Source organism: Gabonibacter massiliensis, from assembly GCA_001487125.1.
Classification (GTDB): domain Bacteria; phylum Bacteroidota; class Bacteroidia; order Bacteroidales; family Marinifilaceae; genus Gabonibacter; species Gabonibacter massiliensis.
In genome coordinates this window covers 1,300,243-1,325,286 of record LN913013.1, presented here as the reverse complement: position 1 = coordinate 1,325,286, position 25,044 = coordinate 1,300,243, and the positions used below count along the sequence as shown (strand labels likewise).

At 42.1% G+C, this 25,044-nt stretch carries 24 protein-coding genes; 6 read left to right on the top strand and 18 right to left on the bottom strand.

Translation table 11 applies throughout. The features are described 5' to 3' along the window. Nucleotides 1-10: 10 nt before the first annotated feature. The 3 genes from BN3283_RS09895 (at nucleotide 11) to BN3283_RS09885 (ending at nucleotide 3,706) form a co-directional block, all read left to right on the top strand. A complete protein-coding gene (locus BN3283_RS09895) occupies nucleotides 11-1,501 on the top strand; it encodes a glycerophosphodiester phosphodiesterase family protein (RefSeq protein ID WP_041502652.1) in 1,491 nt (496 codons plus the stop codon). A 22-nt stretch (nucleotides 1,502-1,523) separates the two neighbouring features. Further along, nucleotides 1,524-2,879, top strand: a complete 1,356-nt coding sequence (locus BN3283_RS09890; RefSeq protein WP_041502653.1) for a porin family protein — start codon at nucleotides 1,524-1,526, stop codon at nucleotides 2,877-2,879. A gap of 176 nt (nucleotides 2,880-3,055) precedes the next feature. After that, nucleotides 3,056-3,706 (top strand): tetratricopeptide repeat protein, encoded by a 651-nt coding sequence (locus tag BN3283_RS09885; protein ID WP_059026546.1) that lies wholly within the window; start codon nucleotides 3,056-3,058, stop codon nucleotides 3,704-3,706. Nucleotides 3,707-3,721: 15 nt separating this feature from the next. Here BN3283_RS09885 and BN3283_RS09880 read toward each other — a convergent pair whose 3' ends face one another. Continuing rightward, the gene (locus BN3283_RS09880; protein WP_041502711.1) at nucleotides 3,722-4,321 is read right to left on the bottom strand and encodes a MarC family protein; all 600 of its coding nucleotides are present in this window, start codon (nucleotides 4,319-4,321) and stop codon (nucleotides 3,722-3,724) included. Nucleotides 4,322-4,520: 199 nt separating this feature from the next. Here BN3283_RS09880 and BN3283_RS09875 point away from each other — a divergent pair, with 199 nt between their 5' ends. Together BN3283_RS09875 and BN3283_RS09870 are read left to right on the top strand one after the other, a co-directional pair. Next, nucleotides 4,521-5,300: a short-chain-enoyl-CoA hydratase gene (locus BN3283_RS09875; protein WP_059027233.1), complete on the top strand. Its 780-nt coding sequence runs from the start codon at nucleotides 4,521-4,523 to the stop codon at nucleotides 5,298-5,300. A gap of 31 nt (nucleotides 5,301-5,331) precedes the next feature. Next, a complete protein-coding gene (locus BN3283_RS09870; protein ID WP_041502655.1) occupies nucleotides 5,332-6,177 on the top strand; it encodes a 3-hydroxybutyryl-CoA dehydrogenase in 846 nt (281 codons plus the stop codon). Between the two features lie 39 nt (nucleotides 6,178-6,216). On the opposite strand, the gene BN3283_RS09865 is transcribed toward BN3283_RS09870, so the two are convergent. From BN3283_RS09865 to BN3283_RS09785, 17 genes are all read right to left on the bottom strand, one after another. After that, nucleotides 6,217-7,215, bottom strand: coding sequence for an electron transfer flavoprotein subunit alpha/FixB family protein (locus BN3283_RS09865; protein ID WP_041502656.1), 999 nt, complete (start codon nucleotides 7,213-7,215; stop codon nucleotides 6,217-6,219). A gap of 44 nt (nucleotides 7,216-7,259) precedes the next feature. Then, nucleotides 7,260-8,042, bottom strand: a complete 783-nt coding sequence (locus BN3283_RS09860; RefSeq protein ID WP_041502657.1) for an electron transfer flavoprotein subunit beta/FixA family protein — start codon at nucleotides 8,040-8,042, stop codon at nucleotides 7,260-7,262. A gap of 11 nt (nucleotides 8,043-8,053) precedes the next feature. Beyond that, a complete protein-coding gene (locus BN3283_RS09855; RefSeq protein WP_041502658.1) occupies nucleotides 8,054-9,193 on the bottom strand; it encodes an acyl-CoA dehydrogenase in 1,140 nt (379 codons plus the stop codon). 47 nt (nucleotides 9,194-9,240) lie between these two features. After that, complete coding sequence (locus BN3283_RS09850) at nucleotides 9,241-10,443, bottom strand: acetyl-CoA C-acetyltransferase (protein ID WP_041502659.1); 1,203 nt, start codon at nucleotides 10,441-10,443, stop codon at nucleotides 9,241-9,243. Further along, on the bottom strand, nucleotides 10,444-11,103 hold the full coding sequence (locus tag BN3283_RS09845) for a 3-oxoacid CoA-transferase subunit B (protein ID WP_041502660.1): 660 nt from the start codon (nucleotides 11,101-11,103) through the stop codon (nucleotides 10,444-10,446). It lies immediately after the preceding gene. 93 nt (nucleotides 11,104-11,196) lie between these two features. Further along, nucleotides 11,197-11,985, bottom strand: coding sequence for a lysine 5,6-aminomutase subunit beta (gene kamE, locus BN3283_RS09840; RefSeq protein ID WP_041502661.1), 789 nt, complete (start codon nucleotides 11,983-11,985; stop codon nucleotides 11,197-11,199). A gap of 120 nt (nucleotides 11,986-12,105) precedes the next feature. Further along, nucleotides 12,106-13,662, bottom strand: coding sequence for a lysine 5,6-aminomutase subunit alpha (gene kamD, locus BN3283_RS09835; RefSeq protein ID WP_059026545.1), 1,557 nt, complete (start codon nucleotides 13,660-13,662; stop codon nucleotides 12,106-12,108). A 135-nt stretch (nucleotides 13,663-13,797) separates the two neighbouring features. Continuing rightward, complete coding sequence (gene kamC, locus BN3283_RS09830) at nucleotides 13,798-15,198, bottom strand: lysine 5,6-aminomutase reactivase ATPase KamC (RefSeq protein WP_070807471.1); 1,401 nt, start codon at nucleotides 15,196-15,198, stop codon at nucleotides 13,798-13,800. Nucleotides 15,199-15,205: 7 nt separating this feature from the next. Further along, nucleotides 15,206-16,261 carry a lysine 5,6-aminomutase reactivase subunit KamB gene (kamB, locus tag BN3283_RS09825; RefSeq protein WP_082667092.1) on the bottom strand — a complete coding sequence of 352 codons (1,056 nt, stop codon included), beginning with the start codon at nucleotides 16,259-16,261 and terminating at the stop codon, nucleotides 15,206-15,208. Nucleotides 16,262-16,278: 17 nt separating this feature from the next. Next, nucleotides 16,279-17,520, bottom strand: coding sequence for a lysine 2,3-aminomutase (gene kamA / locus BN3283_RS09820; protein WP_059026544.1), 1,242 nt, complete (start codon nucleotides 17,518-17,520; stop codon nucleotides 16,279-16,281). 63 nt (nucleotides 17,521-17,583) lie between these two features. After that, nucleotides 17,584-18,621: an L-erythro-3,5-diaminohexanoate dehydrogenase gene (gene kdd, locus BN3283_RS09815; RefSeq protein ID WP_041502664.1), complete on the bottom strand. Its 1,038-nt coding sequence runs from the start codon at nucleotides 18,619-18,621 to the stop codon at nucleotides 17,584-17,586. Nucleotides 18,622-18,696: 75 nt separating this feature from the next. Further along, complete coding sequence (kdd, locus tag BN3283_RS09810) at nucleotides 18,697-19,740, bottom strand: L-erythro-3,5-diaminohexanoate dehydrogenase (protein ID WP_041502665.1); 1,044 nt, start codon at nucleotides 19,738-19,740, stop codon at nucleotides 18,697-18,699. 7 nt (nucleotides 19,741-19,747) lie between these two features. Beyond that, complete coding sequence (gene kce / locus BN3283_RS09805; RefSeq protein WP_041502666.1) at nucleotides 19,748-20,575, bottom strand: 3-keto-5-aminohexanoate cleavage enzyme; 828 nt, start codon at nucleotides 20,573-20,575, stop codon at nucleotides 19,748-19,750. A 4-nt stretch (nucleotides 20,576-20,579) separates the two neighbouring features. Next, nucleotides 20,580-20,969 carry a 3-aminobutyryl-CoA ammonia lyase gene (gene kal / locus BN3283_RS09800; protein ID WP_041502667.1) on the bottom strand — a complete coding sequence of 130 codons (390 nt, stop codon included), beginning with the start codon at nucleotides 20,967-20,969 and terminating at the stop codon, nucleotides 20,580-20,582. 36 nt (nucleotides 20,970-21,005) lie between these two features. Beyond that, nucleotides 21,006-21,662, bottom strand: a complete 657-nt coding sequence (locus BN3283_RS09795; RefSeq protein ID WP_041502715.1) for a CoA transferase subunit A — start codon at nucleotides 21,660-21,662, stop codon at nucleotides 21,006-21,008. A 410-nt stretch (nucleotides 21,663-22,072) separates the two neighbouring features. After that, entirely contained in the window at nucleotides 22,073-22,606 is a 534-nt protein-coding gene (locus tag BN3283_RS14775) for a CPBP family glutamic-type intramembrane protease (protein ID WP_350308235.1), read from the bottom strand. 283 nt (nucleotides 22,607-22,889) lie between these two features. Continuing rightward, nucleotides 22,890-23,678: a hypothetical protein gene (locus BN3283_RS09785; RefSeq protein WP_147625575.1), complete on the bottom strand. Its 789-nt coding sequence runs from the start codon at nucleotides 23,676-23,678 to the stop codon at nucleotides 22,890-22,892. Nucleotides 23,679-24,322: 644 nt separating this feature from the next. On the opposite strand from BN3283_RS09785, the gene BN3283_RS09780 reads away from it, so the two are divergent. Further along, nucleotides 24,323-24,988, top strand: coding sequence for an HhH-GPD family protein (locus BN3283_RS09780; protein ID WP_059026541.1), 666 nt, complete (start codon nucleotides 24,323-24,325; stop codon nucleotides 24,986-24,988). Nucleotides 24,989-25,044 lie beyond the last annotated feature (56 nt).

The window sequence follows — 25,044 nt, the reverse complement described above, 5'->3', positions numbered from 1 at the left end:
AATCGAAATTATGATTAAAAGACTATTTCATGTCGCATGGGCATGCGGGTTAGTAGCCTCCGTGATGTCCTGTGAAGATCAAAAATTTAATGATGTGACAGTTGATGTCGACCGCGTACACGTGGCGACTTTGTCTGAAGAGATGCAAAAAGTTCGGGATTATGTTCCGGAATATGCCGTGATGGCTCATAGAGGTTCTACGTTCTGGACGCCGGAAGAGACAGAAGCCGCTTATCGTTGGGCGAGAGAGATCGGCGCCGATTATTTGGAATGCGATTTGCAGGTGTCGAAGGATGGAGTGGTATTGGCTTTGCATGATACGGATTTGAAACGTACTACTAATATTGCGGATGTTTTCGGTGAGGCTCTTCCCACGGAATTGAGAAAAGAGTATTACGAGAAATTGGGATATACCGCCGCACAAATCGATAGTTTGATGATTGTGGATACGAAAAATTTTGTTCCCAATTATCCTTCTTCTTATACTTACTATGAATTGATGCATTTGGATGCTGGAAGATGGTTCAACGAGAGCAGTTTAGAGCAGGCGCGCGCCGGCTTCGTGGAACAACATCAGTATATTTCGACTTTGGAAGATTTGGTAATGTATTCAAAAGGGTATCGTTTGAAGAGATACAAAGCGGGAGAAACGGATCCTTTTGGGCTTTGGAAGAAACCGGAAGGAGAGCGTGTCGTAACAGGAATGACGGCTACGAACAAAACCATTACCAATCCCATAAATTTTGTTACGGTTGATAAGGTTGTCAAATATGATTTCGAGTATGTCGTAGATACGAAGGCTGACGGAGGTGCACTTAGCGGAAATATTCCGGGTATCTACATCGAATTCAAGGAACCGTGGTTGAATCCGGCGGGATTTGAGCAAATGGTATATGATGAGTTATCGGAATTGCATATGAATATTATTACCGAGCCGGCAAACGAAAATGAACCTTTCTATAAAAATCATAAAGTGAATGTCGGCAATACGAACGGTAAGGTAGTTCTTCAAACTTTCTCTTTACAAAGTTTGGTACAGGTGAGTAAGGTTTTTGAAGGAAAAGTTCCGATGTGTTTCTTGTTGTGGCTGGGAAGTGGGGCTACTGATCTGACATATGACGATCCTACCGGATATGCCTCTTTCATTAATTTGGGAGTACAGTATAAAGCTCATTTCATCGGACCGTGTATCGGTGGAGCTCCCAATAACTATCCGGAATTAAACAAACCCTGGCAAAATCATTTGATTCACCGGGCAAAAATGAAGAATCATCCGTATACTTTCGATACTTATGATCAGATGGCTAAATATTTTGGTCAGTATAATTATGGAGTAGAGGGCGGAGCCGTCTTTAAGGCTCCCTATCTGGATGCGTTGTTCACTAACCACTCGGATATGTCTCTTCAATACATGATTAATTTTAATTGGAGAAGTAAAGATGCTCCTCAAACTGTACCGGATGCACGTCAATTACTGGAAGAGTTGGGTTACGAAAAATAATCACATTTAATTGCATATACAAATGAAGAAATATATATTATTCCCTCTTGTGTTAGTAGCTGCCATGCTGTCTTCTAACGTGATAAAAGCTCAGGATCAGGATGTAGAGCCTTTGTTGAAATATATTAATAAGGAAAACGGACTTAAACTTACAGCCGGTGGTCGTCTTTTTGCCGATTTCGCTTATTATCATACGGAATTTACTCCCATGAAATCGGGGGCCGCAATTACAGATGCCCGCATCCGTACCTCGCTGACTTGGAAAAATTTCTATTTTTATGCTGATTTCGATTTCTCCAAGGGAACCTTCAAGCAGAAAAATATTTTTGTAAGGTATAATTTCAAAGAGTCTGTAAATGGCATTCATAGCGTGAAAGCCGGTTATTTTAATGAACCGTCCACGATGAGTTTGAATACCAGTCTGTATAATTATCACTTTATTTCTCGTCCGGCGGGGGTGAATGCGTTGTCTCCCGGACGAGCCTTGGGTGTTACCTACAAGTACTTTGACCGGAATTTTTTTGCAGATCAGGGCTTTTTTGCCGAAAACAAATACAACGATCAGATTGCAGGATTCCAAGGATTTAGTTTAAGCGGTCGTTGGTTATACAAACCGATCAATAATGACTATATGACGTTGCAGTTCGGTATCGGCATGCGTTACGGACGGATCAACAGCGGTGAAGTTATTAATGATAACGTGTTTAAGACCAACCTGGAAATCGAGGCCAATATGCAAACTTATGTGGATGCAACTACCCGTTTCTTGAATGCAGATGTGGCTTGGGCAAAAAATACGTTGAACGTAAATCCTGAATTATTGTTCAGAACGGATCGTTTCTTCTTCCGCGGAGAATATATTTTCAAAAAAATCTGGAAAGACCGGGATGATTTGACTTTGTTCGAAAATCAATTGGGAGGTCAGCAAAGTTGGCAAACTCTGGTGTCCTGGCAGAATGGAAACCCGATTCGTGCTTCCAAGTTCGATGCCGCGTATGTCGAGTTAGGCTATTTGTTGTGCGGTAAGGCTTATACCTATGATGACGAATACGCTTTGTTGGGAGGAATGAACGATAAAGGCGGACTTGAAGTGGTCGCTCGTTATAGTTACACGAATTTGAATGATATCAATAAGGGTGATGTGTTCTTAATAGGCAATCATAAGTTCTATCCGAATGGAGAGATAAAAGATTACCCGGTGGTTTCAACCAGTATCGGCGGAGGAAGAATGCATGCCGTTACTTTGGGATTGAACTACTCGTTTAATCAATATGTCAAAGTGATGGGTGAGTACCAGTACGCTAATCTGGATAATGTTTATTTCCCCAATGATAAAAATTTCCATCAGCTGCAATTGCGCTTAATGGTTTCTTTCTAATGATAGGTAGGTTTGTAAGAAAGGGATGGCATATGTCATCCCTTTTTTTTAGGAGTAAAGCGAGTTAATTTTATATATTTTCTATATCTTTTTTTGCGTGGGTGTTTTTATTAACAATCGTTTTTTTTATTTTTGACATTGAAATGTTGATGATAAACTGTACCAATTACTGAAATATGAAAATAACCGGTTTAATTATATTGTCTTTTTGGATTGTAACTAAAGGATCTTTCGGTCAGATTGATGTACGTGAAATAAACAAGCCGATCGAATTGCTGAATGAGGCGAATGAGGATATTAAGGATGGTAAGTATAAAGAGGCTGTACCCAAATTACTGGCAGCAGCCAAATTGAATCCGAAATTGAGAGATATTTATATTTCGTTGAATCAGGCTTGTCCTCAGACGAATCAAATATCAATACTAAAGGAGTACCTGAAAAGAGCACAATCTATTTTTATTGAAGATGATGAGATTTGCTATTATTTAGGAAATGTCTATCAAATCGAGAATCGTTTCGCTGAAGCGATAAGAGAGTATACTTCAGCTATCAAATACGCTAAGAAAAATGGCGAAGAGTTTGGCTTGACTTATGCTTATTATTTGAATCGCGGAAATTGTTATTTGAAACGAAGTGAGTTTCAGAAAGCCATACAGGATTATACCTACTCCTTGTCATTGAACGATAAAAGCGGAGCACTCTATGCTAATAGAGGAATTGCTTATTTTAAAACCGGAAAGAGGACAGAAGCTTGCCGTGATTGGAAAAAGGCCAAAACTCTCGGTGTAACGAGTGTGGGGCAATATTTGAATCGCTATTGTAAATAATCGACAAAAGAAGATTTACGGATTCAAGGTCTCGATCAATGAGGTTAAATTACTGGTAAATAATTTTACAGAGATGGCCAGCAAAATGATTCCGAAGAATTTTCTCAGGATGTATACTCCTCCCTTGCCGAATATTTTTTCTACTAAAGAAACATTCTTTATCACCAAGTAGACGACAATGATGTTCAGTATTAAGGCGATAATAATATTGACGGTATGATATTCCGCTTTTAAGGCTAACAGGGTCGTTAAGGTTCCAGCTCCGGCAATAAGAGGGAAAACCAGGGGAACGATCGCCGCAGCATCGGTCGGCCCGTCGTTTTTAAAAATTTCGATTCCGAAAATCATCTCTACGGCTAAAACGAAAATAATCAGGGCTCCGGCAACGGCAAAGGAAGAGATATCCACGCTGAATAATCCTAATAAGGCATCTCCGACAAAAAGAAAACCGAAAAGGATAAGAAACGAAAACAAAGCTGCTTTGGCTGCGTTTAATTTATGATGTTTATTCTGGATGTCGATAATAATAGGAACGGAACCCGTAATGTCGATTACCGCGAATAGAACCATAAAGGCGCTGACGATTTCCTGTATGCCAAGTGTCGAAATATCCATATTGTAAATCATTTATTCACTTGATGTTTTTTATAATCTCTTTTCTTTTTGTCAGAAAAAAATGGGTTAAATGCCAAATAAAAGTATTATTTTTGTCTGGATCTCGTTCATATCTGATGGATAGATACGCTAAGACTCGGCAAAGATACTGAATCATAGGATTTTTTCAAAAAATATGAATGGTAAAGAAAAGATATTTATGGAATATACGAAGTTAATTGTTGAGAAACAGGAAAATATTTGTATTGTAAAAGTCAATAATCCGGAAGCGTTAAATGCTTTGAGTTCCGTTGTGTTGAGAGAGTTAGACGATGTTTTCACGGTAATAGGTAAGGACGAGGCTACGGATATTGTTATTTTGACCGGGGTAGGACGTTCTTTTGTCGCTGGTGCTGATATTTCGGAGATGAGTAATTTGAATGCCGCGGAGGGTAAGGCATTCGGTGAGTTGGGAGCTAAGGTTTTTAGAAAAATTGAGTTATTGAATAAGGTGGTCATCGCTGCCGTGAACGGGTTTGCTTTAGGCGGGGGATGTGAATTGGCTATGGCTTGCGATATCCGGATTGCTTCTTCGAAGGCTAAATTCGGACAACCGGAAGTGGGGCTGGGGATTACCCCCGGATTTTCCGGAACCCAACGATTGCCCAGAATCGTGGGAATGGGGAAAGCGAAGGAGTTGATCTATACGGCGGATGTGATCCATGCCGAAGAAGCTTGTCGGATCGGCTTGGTGAATAAAGTTGTTGAACCCGAAATGTTGTTGGAAGAGTGTTTGAATATGGCCAGGAAGATAGCCTCGAAAGCTCCTTTAGCCGTGCAATATTCGAAAGAAGCTATCAATCGGGGAATGGAGACGGATATAGAGACGGGTATTGCTATTGAAAACTATTTGTTTGGACTTTGTTTTTCCACGGAAGATCAAAAAGAGGGGATGAGGGCTTTCCTGGCAAAGCAAGAGGTGACTTTTCAAAAAAAATAATATATATTAACAAAGTAATTGAAGGTTTAATATGAAAATTTGTGTCGTAGGTACAGGGACGATGGGTAACGGTATTGCCCAGACGTTTGCCCAGGCTGGTCACGATGTGTTGTTGAAAGGGAGATCAGAAGCTTCTTTGGCAAAAGCACATAAAGCCATAGATAAGAGTCTTTCTAAAATGGTAGAGAAAGGCAAAATGGAAGCCGCTCAAAAAGAGGCGATTATCGCGAAGATTAAGGACACCATGGCTTATGAAGATTGTAAAGATGCTGATTTGGTCATAGAGGTGGTGGCCGAAGATATGAACACCAAGAGTGAGATATTTAAAACGTTGGATGCTGTTTGCAAACCTGAGGCAGTATTGGCTACCAACACTTCTTCTCTTTCTATAACCGAGATTGCTGCTACGACTAATCGTCCGGAAAAGGTTATAGGAATGCATTTTTTCAATCCTGTCCCCATGATGAAATTAGTGGAAGTGATAAAAGGACAATTAACTTCTCAAGAAGTACATGATAAAATCATGGCCCTTGCCGCAGAAATCGGTAAGACTCCCGTGAGTGTAAATGAAGCTCCCGGGTTTGTAGTGAACCGTATTTTAATACCGATGATTAACGAGGGGATCGGTATTTATGCCGATGGAGTGGCTTCCAAAGAGGAGATCGATGAGGCTATGAAATTAGGTGCGAATCATCCTATGGGACCTTTGGCATTGGGGGATTTGATCGGTTTGGATGTTTGTCTGGCTATTATGGAAGTTTTGTACCATGAATTCGGAGATTCCAAATACCGTCCGCATCCTTTATTACGTAAGATGGTTCGGGCGAACCTGCTGGGTAGGAAGACCGGAATCGGTTTTTATGATTACCGTAAATAACAAAAATAAAAAAACCGGGAGATTTCTCCCGGTTTTTGTTTATTCTGATTTTTTCAATTTTTCGGTAAGCAAAGGAACGATTTTCCGTACATCTCCCACGATACCCAAGTCTGCTACATTGAAAATAGGAGCATACTTGTCTTTGTTGATAGCGATGATGTATTCTGCTTCTTCCATTCCGGCCAGATGCTGGATAGCCCCGGAAATACCCATGGCGAAATAGACATCCGGACGAACTGTTTTACCGGTTTGTCCTACCTGACGTTCGTGACCGAGAACTCCCGCGTCCACCATTGCACGGGAAGCCGATACCTCGGCTCCGATGGTGTTGGCCATGGCCCGTAACAGATCAAAACCCTCCGTGTTTCCAACTCCGCGTCCCCCGGACACCAGAATATGAGCTTCGGTGATGTCGATCAGATTCTTTTGTTCTTTTACGGTTTCTAACACGCGTACACGGAACTTGGATTTGTCAAAGCGGATCGTAACATCTTCGATCGTACCTTGACGATTCGTGTCTCGCTGTCCGATGCGCATTACACCCGGACGAACGGTTGACATTTGAGGACGATGGTCTTTGCAGATGATTGTCGCCATCAGGTTTCCCCCGAATGCCGGACGCGTCATTAGCAGGTCTCTCTCCTCTGAAATTTCTAATCCGGTACAGTCTGCCGTCAAACCGGTTTCTATACGGGCAGACAGACGTGGTCCCAGGTCCCGTCCGATTGTCGTGGCACCGATTAAAACGATGCTGGGTTTATTTTCCTTCACGATCTGGTAGATAGCCTGAGCGTAAGGTTCCGTTACGTAGGTTTCCAACTCGGGAGCATCTACACGTAAAACCGTGTCGGCTCCGTAAGCAATGCACTCCTGGGCTTGAGTCGATAAGTTGTGGCCTAATAGTATGGCGTATACTTTTTCATTTAAAGCATCTGCCAATTCTCTGGCTTTACCTAATAACTCCAGAGCCACATTTTGGATTACGCCTTCTCTTTGTTCGATAAAGACATAAACGTTTTTATATTGTGATTTATCCATCTGACTATTTAATTTTGAATTTGGAGAAAAGCTCTAAATTCTTATTAGATAATAAATTTCTCTTTTAATTTATTGATAATGATATCGGCGGCTTCCGTCGGTTCTACCTCGTAGATTTGTCCGGCAGCTTTCACTCCCTTCGTGAAGGATTTGTATACCCGGGTAGGAGAACCGTTTAGACCGATCTTGTTTTCATCCACGGTGATATTCGTGTAATTCCATAATTCAATTTCACGATCGTAGGCTTCGACAATACCTCTTACGGACATATAGCGGGGTTTTACTCCCGATGCCAATGCCGTTAATACACAAGGGGCATCTACTTCTACGATTTGGTGGCCTTCCTCGGTGGATTTTTTTATGGTAAAGGTTTTATTGCCGTCGAACTTCAGGTCCTCTACATAGGTTACTTGTGGTAAGTCCAAGTGTTCTGCAATTTGAGGGCCTACTTGTGCCGTATCTCCGTCAATAGCTTGACGTCCGGTAATTACCAAATCGTAATCCAAAGCTCTCAATGCTCCGGCTATCGTGTTAGAGGTGGCTAAGGTATCCGCTCCCGCGAATTTGCGGTCGCTTAATAAAATAGCGCGATCGACTCCCATGGCGAAAGCTTCTCGCAAGATGGCTTCGGCTTGTGGCGGACCCATCGTAATAACGGTTACGTGAGCACCGTATTGATCTTTTAATTGAAGGGCAAATTCAAGACCTCCTTTGTCATCGGGGTTCATGATACTGGGAACCCCGTCTCTGATTAAGGTTCCGGTAACCGGGTCAAGTTTAATTTCCGTGGTATCCGGAACTTGTTTAATACAAACAACTATCTTCATGTCGACTTTTTTTACTTTAATAAATTGGCTGCGATGACCATTCTCTGAACTTCTGAAGTTCCCTCGTAAATTTCAGTGATTTTAGCATCTCTCATCATTCTCTCAACCGGATATTCCCGGGTATAACCGTATCCTCCGTGGAATTGTACCGCTTTGGTCGTTACTTCCATTGCTGTTTCTGCCGCAAACAGTTTAGCCATGGCCGCATCCGCGGAGTAATTCTCTTTTTGATCTTTTTTGAAGGCGGCTTTTCTGACTAACAAACGGGAGGCATTGATTTTAGCTTCTAAGTCGGCCAATTGGAATTGGGTGTTCTGGAATTGACCGAGCGCTTTACCGAATTGTTTACGCTCTTTCACGTACTTCACCGTTTCGTCCATAGCTCCTTGGGCAATACCGAGGGCTTGCGATGCGATTCCGATACGTCCTCCGTCCAATGTTTTCATGGCGATTCCGAATCCCTTGCCTTCTTGTCCCAATAAATTTTCAGCCGGAACAATGCAGTTTTCAAAAATCAATTCGCAGGTAGCCGATCCGCGGATACCCATCTTTTTCTCTTTTTTGCCGATGGAAAAACCGGGAAAATCTTTTTCCACGATAAAGGCGGAGATTCCTCTCGTGCCTTTAGACTTATCGGTCATTGCCATGACAATATATACGTGAGCATATCCGGCATTCGTGATGAATATCTTAGATCCGTTCAATACGTAATGATCTCCCTCTTTCACAGCCGTGGTTTGTTGTGCGGAGGCGTCCGTACCCGCATTGGGTTCGGTTAACCCGAAAGCGCCGATCCATTCGCCGGAGGCTAATTTGGGAAGGTATTTGGCCTTTTGTTCGGGTGTCCCGAATTCCATAATAGGAGCGCCGCATAGAGAGGTGTGAGCCGATACAATAACTCCTGTTGTGGCACATACACGGGATAGTTCTTCTACGGCCATCGTGTAAAGAACATTATTTCCACCAGCCCCGCCATACTCAACGGGGAAGGGAATACCCATAATACCTAACTTTGCCATTTTTTCTACGGTTTCCATCGGGAATCTTTCCGATTCGTCTACTTCTGCCGCTAATGGTTTTACTTCTTTTTCTGCAAACTCTCTTATCATTTGCAAGAAGAGTTGCTCTTTTTTTGATAGACTGAAATCCATTATTATTAATGTTTTTTTAATTGATTGAAGCTAACTGTAATCTTAAATCAGCATTTTTTTAGAATTAATGCCGTTCCCATACCTCCCCCTATACAAAGAGAAGCAAGACCTACTTCAGCTTCACTGTTTAGCATTTCATATACAAGTGATACGATGATGCGATTGCCTGACGCCCCTATGGGGTGGCCTAATGCAATGGCACCTCCGTTGACGTTGGTACGTTCGTTTATCCACTCTCTCGTTACGCCATGTTGTGCCATTAGTTCATGAATTACTCCCAATGATTGTGCCGCAAATGCCTCGTTGAGTTCTATCACGTCAATATCAGATAGTTTTATATCGGCATTTTTCAAAGCATTGGTAATGGCTGGTACGGGGCCCATACCCATAATGGCGGGGTCCACACCACCTTGTCCGACACCGATAATCTCGCATAGAGGGGTTAGGTTGTATTGTTTAACGGCCTCTTCCGATGCGAGCATCACGAATGACGCTCCGTCGTTGATTCCGGAAGCATTACCGGCAGTTACAGAGCCCTCTTTTTTGAAAGCGGGACGTAAGGTCGATAGTTTTTCCAGCGACGTTTTTCTATTGGGGAATTCGTCCGTATCGAATTGTAAAGTTTCTTTTTTTACTTTATACTCGATAGGCACAATTTCAGCTTTAAATTTACCGTTATCGATAGCAGCTATTGCACGCTTTTGCGATTCTAAAGCAAATTCATCCTGTTCTTCCCGGCTGATGGAATATTTTTCTGCTATATTTTCAGCCGTAATGCCCATGTGATACCCTTCAAATGCATCAGTAAGACCATCGAATACCATGTGGTCGATGACTGTTACGTCTCCCATGCGGTGTCCGTCGCGGACATGACCGGGAAGAATGTAACCGGCTTTTGACATGGATTCGGTACCTCCTGCGATAATAAGGTTAGCAAGTCCCGCTTTGATAGCGCTTACACCGTTGAGCACGGCTTTCATTCCGCTACCGCATATCATGTTGATGCCATAAGCCGGTACTTCCTGGGGAATCCCCCCTTTTATGGACGCCTGACGGGCCACTCCCTGCCCTTGTCCGGCAGATAGTACGTTACCTACGATTACTTCATCAATATGGGCAGGATTAATACCGGTTTCTGCAATGATGTTTTTAATTACTGCGGCACCGAGGTCTGCTGCTGACAATGAAAGAGTACTTCCTAAAAATTTGCCAATCGCTGTTCTTTTTGCTGCTACGATATATGCCTTCATTTATTGAGCCATTGGTTTTAAATTTTTAGAAACGAGTAATTCACAGCCCGTTGCTGCTTTGATGTCATCCAAGGTAAATTCACTGTTTAATTCTACCAATTCGATTCCGGCAGGAGTGATGTTCATAACACCCATCTCGGTGATGATCATGTCAACTTCACCCGCGGCTGTTAACGGTAGTGTACATTCTTTCAATATCTTGTGGTTCCCTTTTGCGGTATGTTCCATGGCAAGGATTACTTTTTTAGCACCGACTAAAAGATCCATGGCTCCTCCCATTCCCGGGGCTTTCTTGCCGGGGATGATCCAGTTGGCCAAATTTCCTTTCTCGTCTACCTGTAAAGCACCAAGAATAGTTACATCCACGTGTCCGCCCCGGATGATTCCGAAAGAAGTGGCACTATCAAAGCTACATGCTCCGTCGATAGCCGTGATGTATCCACCGCCGGCATCCGTCAATTCCGGATTTTCTTTACCTTCTTCCGGTTTCGGGCCCATGCCTAATAATCCGTTTTCGGATTGTAGGATCACGTGTACGTCACTCTTCAGGTAGTTGGGGACCATTGTCGGCAACCCGATGCCCAAGTTAACTACGTCGCCGTCTTTTAATTCGAGGGCAACCCGCTTGGCAATAACTTCTCTTACTTGATCTTTATCCATAACCGTTTTAATTTTAAATTGTAAATTTTAGATTGTAAATTGACGATTACCTTTGGCGTGTAATTTAGGATTTAAAATCTAAAATTCTAAATGCTATTTCGTTTTTCTTCTAACAAGTTCTTGTGCAACAAATGAAGCCACATCATCGGCATAGGTGTTCATGCCGAAACCGGCATCGTATCCCAATTCTTTCGCTAACTCATGAGATATGCGAGGACCTCCGCAAGCTAAAATAACCTTATCCCGGAGACCTTCGGCTTCCAGCATCTCTACCAATTCCGTCAGGTTTTTGATATGAATGTCTTTCTGTGTTACTGTTTGTGATACTAACAAGGCATCAGCATGCAGCTCGATAGCCTTGGCGATAAACTCTTCATTGGGAACCTGACTTCCTAAATTATGGGCCTCGATCATGTCATAACGTTCCAGTCCATAGTGTCCGGCGAATCCTTTCATGTTCATGATGGCGTCAATACCTACCGTGTGGGCATCGGTGCCGGTACTGGCTCCGACAACGACAATGGGACGTCCGATATGTTCACGGATGAATTCGTCTGTCTCGTGCATCTCCCATTTGGTCGATTCGACTTTGGGGACATGGATTGCGGTAAAATCGACCGTGGGTGTACAGCTCCCGTAACAGTTAAAAAAGGTATAACCTTCGGTCAATTCTTTACTGAATACGATTTGAGGGTTTTCGAAACCCATTTTCTTCAGCAGTTGTTTTGCAGCCTCGATGGCCTCTTCTCCGGCGGGAACGGGCAGGGTAAAACTTAATTGAGTTTTACCGTCGTTCATGGTATCGCCGTATGGTTTTATCTTTTTCAGATCTAAGGTCTGATCAAAATCATTTTTTTCCGTTGAATATAATCCACCACTCATACTAATTGAAAATTGAAAATGAAAAATTGAAATGGTTCAATAGATCATTTGTTGTTATTATTTTAGGTTACGCGTTCATTGAAACTTTGGGATTAAAATTTAGTCCTCAAATTTCAATTTTCAATTCTTTTTGAGCATAAGCTCAATGAACGGATTGTAATAGTTCGCACCTTTTTCCGCTACTCCGTCTAAACCTTTGCCTCCGTTTTTCGGACGTTTGATATCTGCAAAAATCCCCTTTTCCAGTGCGGTAAACAGCCCTTCGTGTTCGATGTTCTCCAAAAGGGCAATGGCTTTGTCTAAAACCTCTTTGGCCCGGCGTTGAATGATTCCGTCCGTTTTAAACTCTACTTCGTCCCCGATATTTCTCATATTACCGAAAATATATTTTGCATTCTCGATGGAGAGATAGCGGTCTGACATGAAAGGCGTGTGGATAGCCTCTGTCGGCATTCCCAATAATTGAATACCTTGTGAAGTCCAAATACCGATCATGTTGAAAAGAGCATCTTGAATATGACCGCGGAAAATATTTCCCGTCATAAATTTGGTCGGGGGCATGTATTTTAACGGGGCTTTCGGGAAGATTTCGCGGGTCATTTGAGCTTGTGCCAATTCGAATAAGAAACCGTTTTCTTGCATGGGATCCATTTCGAATGCATGTCCTAATCCCATTTGTTCTTCCGGAAGTCCGGCAATGAGAGCTAATTGTTCGTTGATTAAATCGGAGGCTAATACCGTATGTGCTTGTTCGATTGCGTCGGCCGTCGTTAAATAGTTGTCTTCTCCCGTGTTGATAATGACACCGGCGAATCCGTTGATGACACGGGACATGAATTGATCGACCAAGGTCCGTTGCATGTTGATGTCGCGGAAAAGAATACCGTAAAGAGCATCGTTCAGCATAACGTCCAACCCCTCTAAAGCTCCCATGGCGGCGATTTCAGGCATACATAGCCCCGAGCAGTAGTTACATAGCCGAATGTATCGACCTACTTCTTCGCCTACTTCATCCAGGGCTTTTCGCATGATTCGGAAATTCTCCTGGGTTGCAAAGGTTCCCCCGAAACCTTCCGTTGTAGCTCCGTAAGGCACGTAGTCTAAAAGACTCTGTCCTGTGGTACGGATTACGGCGATAATATCTGCTCCCTGACGGGCTGCTGCTTGAGCTTGTACCACGTCTTCATAAATGTTTCCGGTAGCGACGATGACATAAAGGTAGGGTTTGGGACCTTCGCCTATCGTTTTTAAATAGTGTTCTTTCTTTGCTCGACGATCACTGATTCGTTTGATGCTGGCTTCTACGTAAGGTTTCAAGGCCGAGCGAATCTCTTCATTGGAATGGACGGGTAGTTTCGTCATATCCAATTGGCCGTCGGCTACCTTCTCTGCAATTTCCTGGGGAGTCATTCTTGTTTCGGCGATCGTATTACCGAGAAAGAAAAGAATACCCTGATTCAATACCCCTTGTTCTTTGATTTCGTCTACCAAAACATTGGGTAGTGGAACGGTGTTCGCATCCACGCCGTCGATGCCTAAGAGACGGCAAAGAGTCCGCTCTACGGCAACAGTGGTGTAGTGTTCCACGAATTTTTGTACATCATCGGCTATTTTCTTGGACACTTTTTTCGCGTGTGCCACTTTGTCAAAATCCAGCCCTAATTTACTGTTCTGCATAGTTTTTTTGTTACGATTTTACATTCGTTTAGGGAAGAGGGGGAAAGAGGACTCTCTTGCCTTGATCCTCGTTTCTTCTCTTTATTTCCCTGCATTCGAACTTTATTTTCAATTTAATATTATTCTTTCTCTCTCTTATTCTTGGTGCAGATAGATTTCTGCCCGATCCAACAAATTCTCGTCTACTCCCAATATACGAGCAATACGCATCGCCTCCTGCGGCACGGAGGTATCGTTATCCTCGATCAGGGAATAGTCGATGTATTCGTTTATATTATGTATGGTCAACGTGCCTTTTACTTTTTCTTTCATAAATCCTTTTACCCTTAGTTTTCGGCAAGAAGCCTGAATCCCGCTGTAATGGGAGGTGATCAGGGATCGGACCTCGTTTTCCGTGAGAAAATCGAGTACCGCATTCACGATAGCTTTTCCTTCTGCCGGATTGGTCGTCCGTGCTAATTCATCGATAAGGATAAGGGCATTTTTGCCTGCTTTGATGTCTTGGACGATCCGGTTGATCCGGAGCATTTCTGATGCAAAGGAGGATAATCCGTTGAGCTCGCATTGCTCATCTCCGATACAGAGTAAAACCTCATCTACTAAAGCGATCTCGGCCTGAATCGCCGGTACGAAAAATCCGAATTGGAAAAGAGTTTGAGCTAAAGCGACGGTTTTGAGGATAACGCTTTTCCCGGCCATATTGGCTCCGGTAATCAGACAAGCTCCTTTGCCTATTTCGATATCAATCGGTTGATAGGCTTTCTGTTCGCTTTCCAGGATCTTCTTTATCTGTGGATTGAAGATACCCTGATAAGAGGTCGTGTGTGCCGCGATTTCCGGTTTGCAAAGATGCATCTCGATAGCCTGCTTGGCTTTAGCGATAAGGATATCTATTGTCGCGATTCCGGTTAAAGCTTCTGAAACGGAAAGAGCCAATCCACGCAACTGTCCGGAAAGTTTCTCCCGGATCTCGTCTTCCAGTAGAATGCTACGGAAGTATAGTTTCTCCACTTGTTTTTCATCCGCTTTTCCGGATTGTTTCAGTTTCTTTATTTCATTTCGTAAATCGGCCAACTCGGTAGAGTATGCATCGTATATGTAAAAATAAGGAATACGCATCTTGTCCGGATCGAGGATATCGATGACCGGTTCGAGATCGGGAATACGGATGATATCAATCTCTCCCGTCTCTAACAAAAGACGTATATCCATGGCCAACAAGGAGAAGTTCTTTAATTCGAATAATTCGATGTCATCTAAGTTATGATTTTCTTCTATCCGGGAAATCGTACCTCGAATGTCTTTTATTTGCGTCAGTTTTATGCTGATCCTCGAAAGAATATCGGCGTATTGAGTATCTCGAAGGTAAAGACACATTTGTTCCACTCGATTCAATTCGTTGATAATTTCATCCGGGATTTGCTGGTAGGGAGTTGCATAGAGAACCCGTTTCGCCAAACCGGATTGTATTTCCAGTTGATCGATCATAAACCTGAATCCGTTCACTTCTTCTATGGCATTCCTTACTAAAAACATATCTGTTTCAAATTCTTTTTACATTATATACCGGTATTTGTAGGCTTTCCTGCATGGCAGACCTTAATTCATCCGGATCCAAACAATAGCCTTCGGGAGATAAAGGGTTGATACATACGGCAAGCAACTTGCTTTTTTGCAAGACTTTTAACTGTCCCCCTTTTTTCACGAAAGCGTAATAGGACTCCATAGAGGCAAATACCCGGGTGAAGTCCTTGATTAGTAACGTTATTTCCTTTATTTGCTTTTGTGCCCTTAAAAATTGTAATAACTTGTCACTGATTGCCCCGGCAACGAAAAGGGTGTTCCCATGACGGAAAATATCTTCTTTATGCTGTTCCAGCATAAAAACAGAGGGTATATTCAAATCATGAACGACACCCGTTTCATCTATAGACCAAACTCCGTTTTCGATACCGGCTAATTGGTGTGCCGTCATTGCATCCGCGGTATCAAGACAGATCAGGTCGTATATGTATTTTGTTTTTCTGACCAATTGAGGGATATTACAAGAGAGAGCAGCTCCCGTTGCCAGTATCATAGCTTCCGTTACAGCCGGAGAACTGAGACTGAGACGCGATAAGGCTCCGTCTACGATCGTCGTATCCACGTTAAAACGTTTCATCCCTTCGATGAGGTATCGTAAGGAAGCGGTATCCGGAGGACCGGATAACAGCACTTTTCCTTGCGAAACGGCTTTGGCCGTGATCAGTCGGCCTAAAGAGGTTTGACGATTGCTGACATCCATGATTTCGGAAACCAATCTTTTTTCCCGGTAATGTTTTTCGGACGTGATAAAAATCATGCCTTCGTATACTTCGATTTCCGGTTTGGGAGTTTGGCAAACCTGATCCCGATCTTCACCGTCAATGCCAATGGAAGTTAGGGCAAATTGCTTTCCCGTATTCTTAACTCGATTAAGAATATAGTTTAAGCATTCTGTCTTCCCGGCATTTTTTGCCAATCCGACGATAGAAATACTGTTGTATTTTAATATCTCTTCAATAAAAGGCAAAGCGATCGTTGTTTTTAGTCGACGATGGTAAAGGATTCTCTTCACCATCGTCGATTGAAATCGTATTAATGTTTATTTCTTTCGTGACGAGCTAAAACTTTCGGTTCGATAGAGAGCTGATCTCCGTGTAAAAGAGCCGCGATACCTTCTCTGCGAGCCTTTTCACATTCGGGGCAATGACACTCTTCTTGGTAATCCGTCGGTTCCGTATAGGTCGTGATAACGCCTTCGTAATTTCTTAATACTACCCGTTTCGGAGATTGGGAAAGAACATAATTAGGCATGACCGGAGTTTTTCCGCCACCACCGGGAGCGTCCACGACAAAGGTTGGAACGGCATATCCGGAGGTATGGCCGCGTAGATTTTCTATGATCTCGATACCTTTGGATACAGGGGTCCGGAAATGTTCGATACCCATGGAGAGGTCACATTGATAAATGTAATAGGGACGAACACGCATTTTCACCAGTCCGTGCATTAATTTTTTCATCACGTAGGTACAGTCGTTGATACCTCTTAATAATACGGTTTGGTTTCCTAATGGAATTCCGGCATCAGCTAAACGGGCGCATGCTGCTGCAGATTCAGCCGTGATTTCATTCGGGTGGTTAAAATGGGTATTCAACCAAACCGGATGGTATTTTTTCAGCATATTGACCAATTCCGGAGTAATACGCTGAGGGCAAACAACCGGGGTCCGGCTACCGATACGAATAATTTCCACGTGCGGAATAGCTCTTAATTTACTAATAATGTACTCCAAACGATCGTCGCTTACCAAAAGCGCATCTCCTCCTGATAATAAAACATCTCTTACCTGCGGTGTTTTAGCGATATAGTCGATACACTTGTCTATTCTTTCTGTCGGGGATGCACAGTCGTGTTGACCGGCAAAACGTCTGCGGGTACAATGACGGCAATACATGGAACATTGGTCGGTGATCAGGAATAACACCCGGTCCGGATAACGATGGGTCAGTCCGGGAACAGGAGAATCGCTATCTTCGTGTAAAGGATCTTCCAGGTCGGCAGCGGCTTTATGTAGTTCCAAAACAGAAGGTACGGATTGTTTGCGGATCGGACAGTAAGGATCGTTTTTATCGATTAGACTCAAATAATAAGGAGTGATTGCCATTCTTAACGTCTTTAGTGACTCGCGAATACCCTCTTCCTCCTCCGGGGTTAATTCGAGATATTTCTTTAATTGATCAACAGTCTCGATTCTGTTTTTTACTTGCCATTTCCAGTCATTCCATTGCTCATCGGTAACTTCCGGAAAAAATTCTTTTCGTCTGCTTTCTGACATTACTTTTTTATTTTAATTTTAGTTTGAATCTATATAGTGGATTGAAAAAATTCACTCCTATAATTATTTCACGTACAATTTTTCAAATAATTCCCGGATGCACGCTGATTCCCGGACGATATTCAGGGTCAATTCCGCGTGTCCTTTTGCGTAACCGTTTCCCACGATTAAACTTATATCTTTGCCTACACCCTCGGCACCCAAAGCTGCTTTCGTGAAGCTCGTTGCCATAGAGAAGAAGTAAACACATCCTTGTCCTTTGGTGATTAAAATTGATGTCATTTCGGTCGAGGGAACGTTGACGTTATTGATGGTTACTTCGCATCCTCTCTCGCCGGCGATCTCTGTCACCTTTTTATATACGTCCATCACTTTAGTCGCATCTGCGACAATCACGTGAGTGGCTAAATTCATCTCTTTTATCCGTTGTGCATTTTCTTCGGAAAATTCTACAACAATGACCTTTCCGTAAGGTCCCACGTTTTTCATGGCCTGGTAGCAGCATAGGATACCTGACTTCCCGCCGCCTCCGATAATGCAGACCGTATCTCCTTCTTTTACAAGACGGGCTACTTGTGCCGGAGCTCCGGCGACATCCAGAAGAGCCAATGCCAGTTTTTCCGGAATATCATGGGGAAGTATGGCATACAACCCGCTTTCAAATAGAATGGCTTCCGCATCAACGTCTACTTGATCGGAGGCCGGATCTAATTTTTTTATCCGGTGAATTTTTAAAGGTGTCAAAGATAAGGAAACAAGAGTAGCTATTTTATCGCCGACCTTCAGGCTCTTATCCGGGAAGTTCGATCCTATCTCTTTCACGGTACCGATAAGCATCCCTCCGGAACCCGTCACCGGGTTCTGCATTTTTCCCCTCTCCTTTACGATCGCTAAAATCATCTCTTCCATACGGGAGGCATCTCCGTTGCAGGCTTGTTTGATCTGCGTGTAACTGGCAGAGTCGATGTTTAAGGTTTGAACGTCAATGAGTACTTCATTGTCGTATATCTCCATCGTGTTGTCTAACTTTATGGCCGGTTGAGGGAGAGTCCCTTCTGGAGAGATCACTCTATGTGTTCCGTATCTGCATCCTTTTTTCATCGAATAATCTGTTTTTTTGAAAAGATACTGTGACCTGCAAGGAATCTTCGTTGCAGATCACAGTAACATTATTTATTAAGCGTAAAGTTCGGTAAAGATTTTTCTTAGAGCTTCACACTCTCTTAACTCTTGAAGAGTGATCTCTGCATGTCCTTTGGTATATCCGTTTCCAACGATCATGGTTACATCGCTACCTACCCCTTCTGCTCCCAAAGCAGCTTTCGTAAAGCTGGTAGCCATAGAGAAGAAGTATACGATACCGGTATTTTTCGTGCAAAGAATACTGGTCATTTCGGTGTCGGTAATGTTTACGTTGTTGATGGTGATATCACACATCTCTCCGTTGGTCAACTCGCTGATTTTTTCCATTACCGGAACAGGCTGGGTGGCGTCGGCTGAGAACACGTAGTCACAGAATCCGAGTTTTTGTAAACGCTCCGTACTTTTTTGACTGTGGCAAAGACCGATTACCTTACCGGTTACTCCGGCACGTTTTTTAGCCTCGTAGCAGCATAACATACCTGATTTACCACCGGCTCCGATGATTAATACGGTATCTCCCGGTTTTACTAATTTGGCGGTCTGAGCGGGGGCTCCTGCTACATCCAGGGCAGAAAGTGCCAAGTTCTCAGGAAGGTCTGAAGGAATTTTAGCATAAATACCGCTCTCGAATAAAATGGCTTTACCGTCGATATCTACTTGGTCAATATCCGGACGGATATCTTTGATTTTGTCAATGCGAAGCGGGGTTAGGGAAAGAGAAACCAAGGTTGCTATTTTATCTCCCTCTTTCAAATCGATTTTACCTTTCAAAGCATCACCGATCTTCTCCACGGTGCCCAGTAACATACCGCCTGAACCGGTTACCGGATTCCGGTGTTTTCCTTGTTTTTCAACAATGCCCATCATGATTTCGGCAATTTTCTTTTTGTCACCGCCGGCTTGTTCTTCGATCTGCGTGAAGCTGGCAGAGTCGATATTTAAGGTTTGAACATCGATTAAAATCTCGTTGTCGTAGATTTCATCCATGTTGTTGTCAATTTTGTTGGCCGGTTGCGGTAAAACCCCTTTCGGTTCGATCACGCGGTGTGTACCGTATTTATTTCCTTTTTTCTGCATAAAACTTTTATTTTAATGGTTTTAAATTTAAAATTCTTCTTGCTTCTTCCGAAGTCGCGATCTCTCGGCCTAATTCTTTTGCCAAACGAACGACTTTAGCTACTAATTCGCCATTGGATTTGGCGAGCACGCCTCTTTCTAAATAAAGATTGTCTTCAAAGCCGACTCTCACGTTACCGCCCATGACAATCGCGGGAGCTGCCAGAGCAAACGCGTGGCGACCGATTCCGGTAGCCGTCCAGGTTGAACCCGCGGGAATGGCGTTTACAAGCCAGCAGAGATTCTGTACCGTGGCAGGGGTACATCCGGGAACGCCGAGGACAAAATTGAATTGCATGGGAGCACCGGGAACCTGGCCTTTTTTAGCCATGTTTAATACGGTGTCCAAGTGTCCCATTTCGAAACACTCGTATTCCGGTTTGATGTTGTTCTCTAACATCCTTTTGCCGAAATCTCTCATCATGGGCATGGTGTTTTCAAACACGTCGTCCCCGAAGTTGCAAGTACCGCAATCGAGTGTAGCCATTTCGGGGAATAGTTCCGTCGGTTGAAGACGTTCTTCCGCGGTCATACCTACGGCTCCTCCCGTGGAGGGGATGATAATGACGTCGGGGCATACCTTGTAAATGGCATCAATGCACTCTTTGAAACGTGCCTTGCTCTGGGTAGGAGTACCGTCGTCTTCGCGAACGTGAAGGTGAACAATGGCCGCACCAGCGTCTACAGCAGATTTGGCTTCTCTAACTATTTCTTCTACTGTATAAGGAACGGCGGGATTTTGTTCTTTGGTTACTTCTGCCCCGCAAATGGCTGCAGTGATAATTAATTTTTCCATGAGATTATTGATTTTTGCGTTGATCTTCTTTTTTTACCACGCAGGTTCCGCTTGCGCGACAAACTACGATCGGTTCAGCCAAAACATCCGCTGCCGAAGCAGAGATATCAGGTCTGGCAGCAACTACTTTCTTAGCCTCGAAAACCATTTTTCGGGAAGAGTTTCCTACTTTCACGATCTCTCCGGTAGCTTCGATATAATCTCCGGCATAAACGGGCGCTAAGAACTCCACGTTGTCGTAAGCCACGAACAACCCTTCGTCTCCGTCGTGCATGATTAACAATTCCGTAGCCACATCGCCGAACAAGTGTACCATATGAGCTCCATCCACTAAATTTCCACCGTAATGAGCGTCTTTTGCACTCATTCTTAAACGTATCATTGTCTTTTCCATAACTTCTTTGTTTATTATTTGTTAGAGTAAAAGCGTTTACGCTTTGTCTTGTTTTATTATAAAATCTACCATAATGGCAGGGGTCTTTACGTTTTCTGCCGCAATTGCACCTACTTCAACTAACTCCGCAACTTCGGCGATTACCAAATCGGCAGCAGCAGCCATTAACGGGTTGAAGTTTTGTGAAGTGCCTCTGTAAACAAGGTTTCCGGATTTATCTCCTAAACTTGCACCGATCAAAGCAACGTCAGCGCGTAAAGGTTTTTCCAACAGATACTCTTTCCCGTCTACCCGAATGATCTCTTTTCCCTCTGCTACGATCGTACCCAAGCCTGTCTGGGTTAAAATACCTCCTAAACCGTTGCCTCCGGCACGCACTCTCTCGGCGAGACTTCCTTGGGGACAGAACTCTATCTTCAACTCTCCGCTATTCATTTGTTCACTGGTACACGGGTTCGTCCCAATGTGAGAAACATACAGTTTGCTTACTTGTTTATTGGCAATTAACTGACCTACTCCTCTATCCGGGTATGCCGTGTCGTTGCAAATCAACGTCAAATTTTTAACTCCTGATTTTGCCAATGCATCAACAATTTTGTTGGGGGTTCCGTTGGCCAAAAAACCACCTACCATGATGGTCATACCGTCTTTTACTTTAGATACGGCTTCTTCGATTGAAATGAATTTATCCATAGGAAGCATTTTATATTGTTTTGTTAAATATTTAACACATTCGCATTGATTTGTCAAATTTATATCGTTCTAAAGTATAAATGAAATATTTTCAACAAAATCTTTTGCGAATCCCATTATACAGAATGATTATATTTAATTAAAGATATTTTTCTGCTATTCTCTCTTCTCTTCGGCGTTAAAGTTAGTAAATTTATAAACAAGAGAATCGATTTTTGTTAAATTATTTTGGAGATTTGTATTTTGGAAGTAGAAAATAACAGAGTTGATTGTTAGTAATTTGAAAATACTATGTTGAGAAGTGGGCAAAGGTATTTGAATGTTTTATCGACTTCTCGTGTATAGCCTCTTTGAGGGCTTTTTTCATTATTGAAATGCTGAATTTAGCACTTTAACCCCGTCCCCAAGTGCTATTTAAGCAAGGAGTGTGCCCAGGCTGCAAGTGCCGTTATAGAGTTCCACAGCATATGGAGTGCGATGACGTAACCGAAACCCAAACGAATCCGGGTATACCCGAAGAATAGAGCTCCTGTAAAATAGAAAAATATGAATCGGGTCGGCATATTGAAGTGGTAAATGGCGAAAATAATGGCGTATAGATAGAAAATAATAGGGAAGTATTTGTTCCACTTATTTTCAAACAATGCGATTTGTTTGTTTAATAAATTTGTGGCAAAGAAAAGGATAGTGGCAACTGAAAGCATTGTACCGTGTAAAATAAGAAAATACCAGATGTAATTTGAGCCACAAAGTTCTCTAAATTTATACACGTATAGAAAATAAGAGATATAAAACGAAATGATCAGGCTTAACGAGATTTTAATTTTATTGAGATTAAATCGACCGAGCGCATAGCGGCAACTAAATTCTTCTATGATAGGACCCAATAGGATCAATTGGAATAAATACCATCCATTGCCGGGATTAATATGATCGAGTGTCATGTCGGGTCTTGTGGGATGACCAAATAGGAAGAATTCTACTATATTAATCAGGAAATTCATTACGTACCAGATGAGTAGAAGCCATAAAAATATAACAAAGAATAGTTTTATTTTATTTCGGGATTTATCCTGAATAGGTTCAAAATCAGGTCTCTTTAAAAACTGGAAAATGTCAGTGATGGTTTTCATGTTTTAACTGCTTGTTAGTTGGAAATAAGTTCTGAATTTTAGCCGAGAAAAAGAGTGAGATTTTATTTGTGGGAGTGATTATAAATTTATTCAATTAAAGTAAATCTCTATCTCTAGTTTGATAATAACGGGATAAGCCGTGATCACGCCTATACCAGCTAAATGGCCCTTGTTCACAATATCTCACGCGAGCGATACCATTTCTTACAGCAACATATTGATGGATACCTAGAGAGGGAGATTTGCAGGGATATAGTCCATCCGGTAAGCTTGTCTGAAAAGAATCTCCGGCAAATAATATGCGCCCATTGTATGGTGTGCTTGGAGGTAATAAAGGACCTGGCCATAAAAAGGGTGAAAAAAAGTACTCGAATGCTGATATTGCTGCTATACCAATTATCCTACTAAAATAGTAAATTTGGGCATCCGATATATTGTTCCATGTGCCGATAATTTCATTCCATAGATAGTTTAATTGTCCGTATACCCATTGATCATAATCGCAAATAGGATAAGATTTTGCTGATGGTAATTTACCTTCAGTATTTTCTATGCTCATGTTTATTTTTTTATTTTTAAATCCTTCTATTTGTCCTCGATATTTTAATGATTTAGTAAGTAGGTTGAAAAGGTCTTCACTGATTCTTATATCGGAACCTTTGTTGATTGAGGTTTTGTAACCCTTATTTTCGTCTTTATAAACATGTTCATCAAAGCGCTTGCTTGCTTCAATGAAAAGCTGTAGATTAGCTTGATAATTTGAATTATTAAAATTAATTTCAATGTAATCTGGATATAGATAGTCCATTTTTTGATCTTCAGTACATCTTACTCCGAATAAGCTACAGATAATAATAGCCAGACAAAACATTTTATTTTTCATATTTAATTATTTGGGGGAGGTTAATAATTATTGTATTTGTTGGTTGAATCAGCTTTTTCGTATTGGCAATAAGTTAAATCATTAAGATTTTGTAATCACGTCATGAATTAATTCTTATCCTAAGTTTATAATGTTCCTGTATATTATGATATCGTTTTTCTTTTTTGGAAAATTGTCATTCAATCAGTATCGATTATTTGACTGGATATTCCGGTAATGATTTAATTTGTTGATATTGTTTTTATCTGTGTGTGTTAACATCCGCACTATTGCAATGTGATATACAAATATAACAATATGTTTTTATATTGAAATAAGAACGGTTAATATTTTAATAATTGTCGAATGATTGGATTTTTTTTTGATGATTCGAGTATTACTTTCTTATTTTGCTGCATCTGCTTGCAATACAGGATCGAAAGGTTTGTTTATGAGGAGTTATAAAGGTTATCGATGACTATTTGCAAATAACCAGAGTAATTTCTATCATATAACATATCCGCAGATTAAATAGTGGGCAGATTAGGGAAGTTATATTTGATCGACTCCTCTGACGGATTATCGTGTATCCAAAAGATTTTTTGTTAGCTTTGTCTTATAAATCGTTTTGTAAAATATAGGATCATTTATCGATTGAGTGAAGGATGAGAGAAGTAATGGTGCAATATTTGCAGCGAAGGCTGCTGGAGTGGTTTGACCGCAACAGGCGTTCGTTTCCTTGGCGGGAGCCGGGTGCGACCAAATACCAGCAGATACTCTCCGAGATATTGCTGCAACGAACGAAGGCTGAGACCGTTGCTGATTATTTCAATACCTTCTTTTCAAAATATCCGGATTGGAAAGCTTTGTCGGATGCAACTCTGGAAGAATTGGAGGAGATCATGCGGCCTTTGGGATTGTACCGTCACCGGGCAAAGCGGTTGTATAAGTTGGGACAGGATCTGAAACAAAAACAGGGAAAGTTGCCGGAAGATTCCAACCAGTTGGCCGATTCCGGTTTTATCGGGTTGTATGTGACAAATGCCTACGAGTTATTTGTTTTGTCGAATAGAAAACCCTTGTTGGATGTGAATATGTCCCGTTTGTTGAAGCGTTATTTTAAACCGGGAGAGTTTATCGATGTGCGTTTTGACAAAGAGATTCAGAATTTGGCAAATGATATTATCGAAGTCTGGAGGTGCAAAGAATTGAATTGGGCTATACTCGATTATGCCTCGGTGGTTTGTAGGAAAAAGAATCCCCTTTGTGAAGAGTGTGTTTTAAATAAGTACTGTACGTTTTATCAACAGGAAAACAGAGAGAGACGATAAGAGATATTCGTTGCAATTCTTGTAAATGAACATTAGTAACGATCGTTATCTGTTTG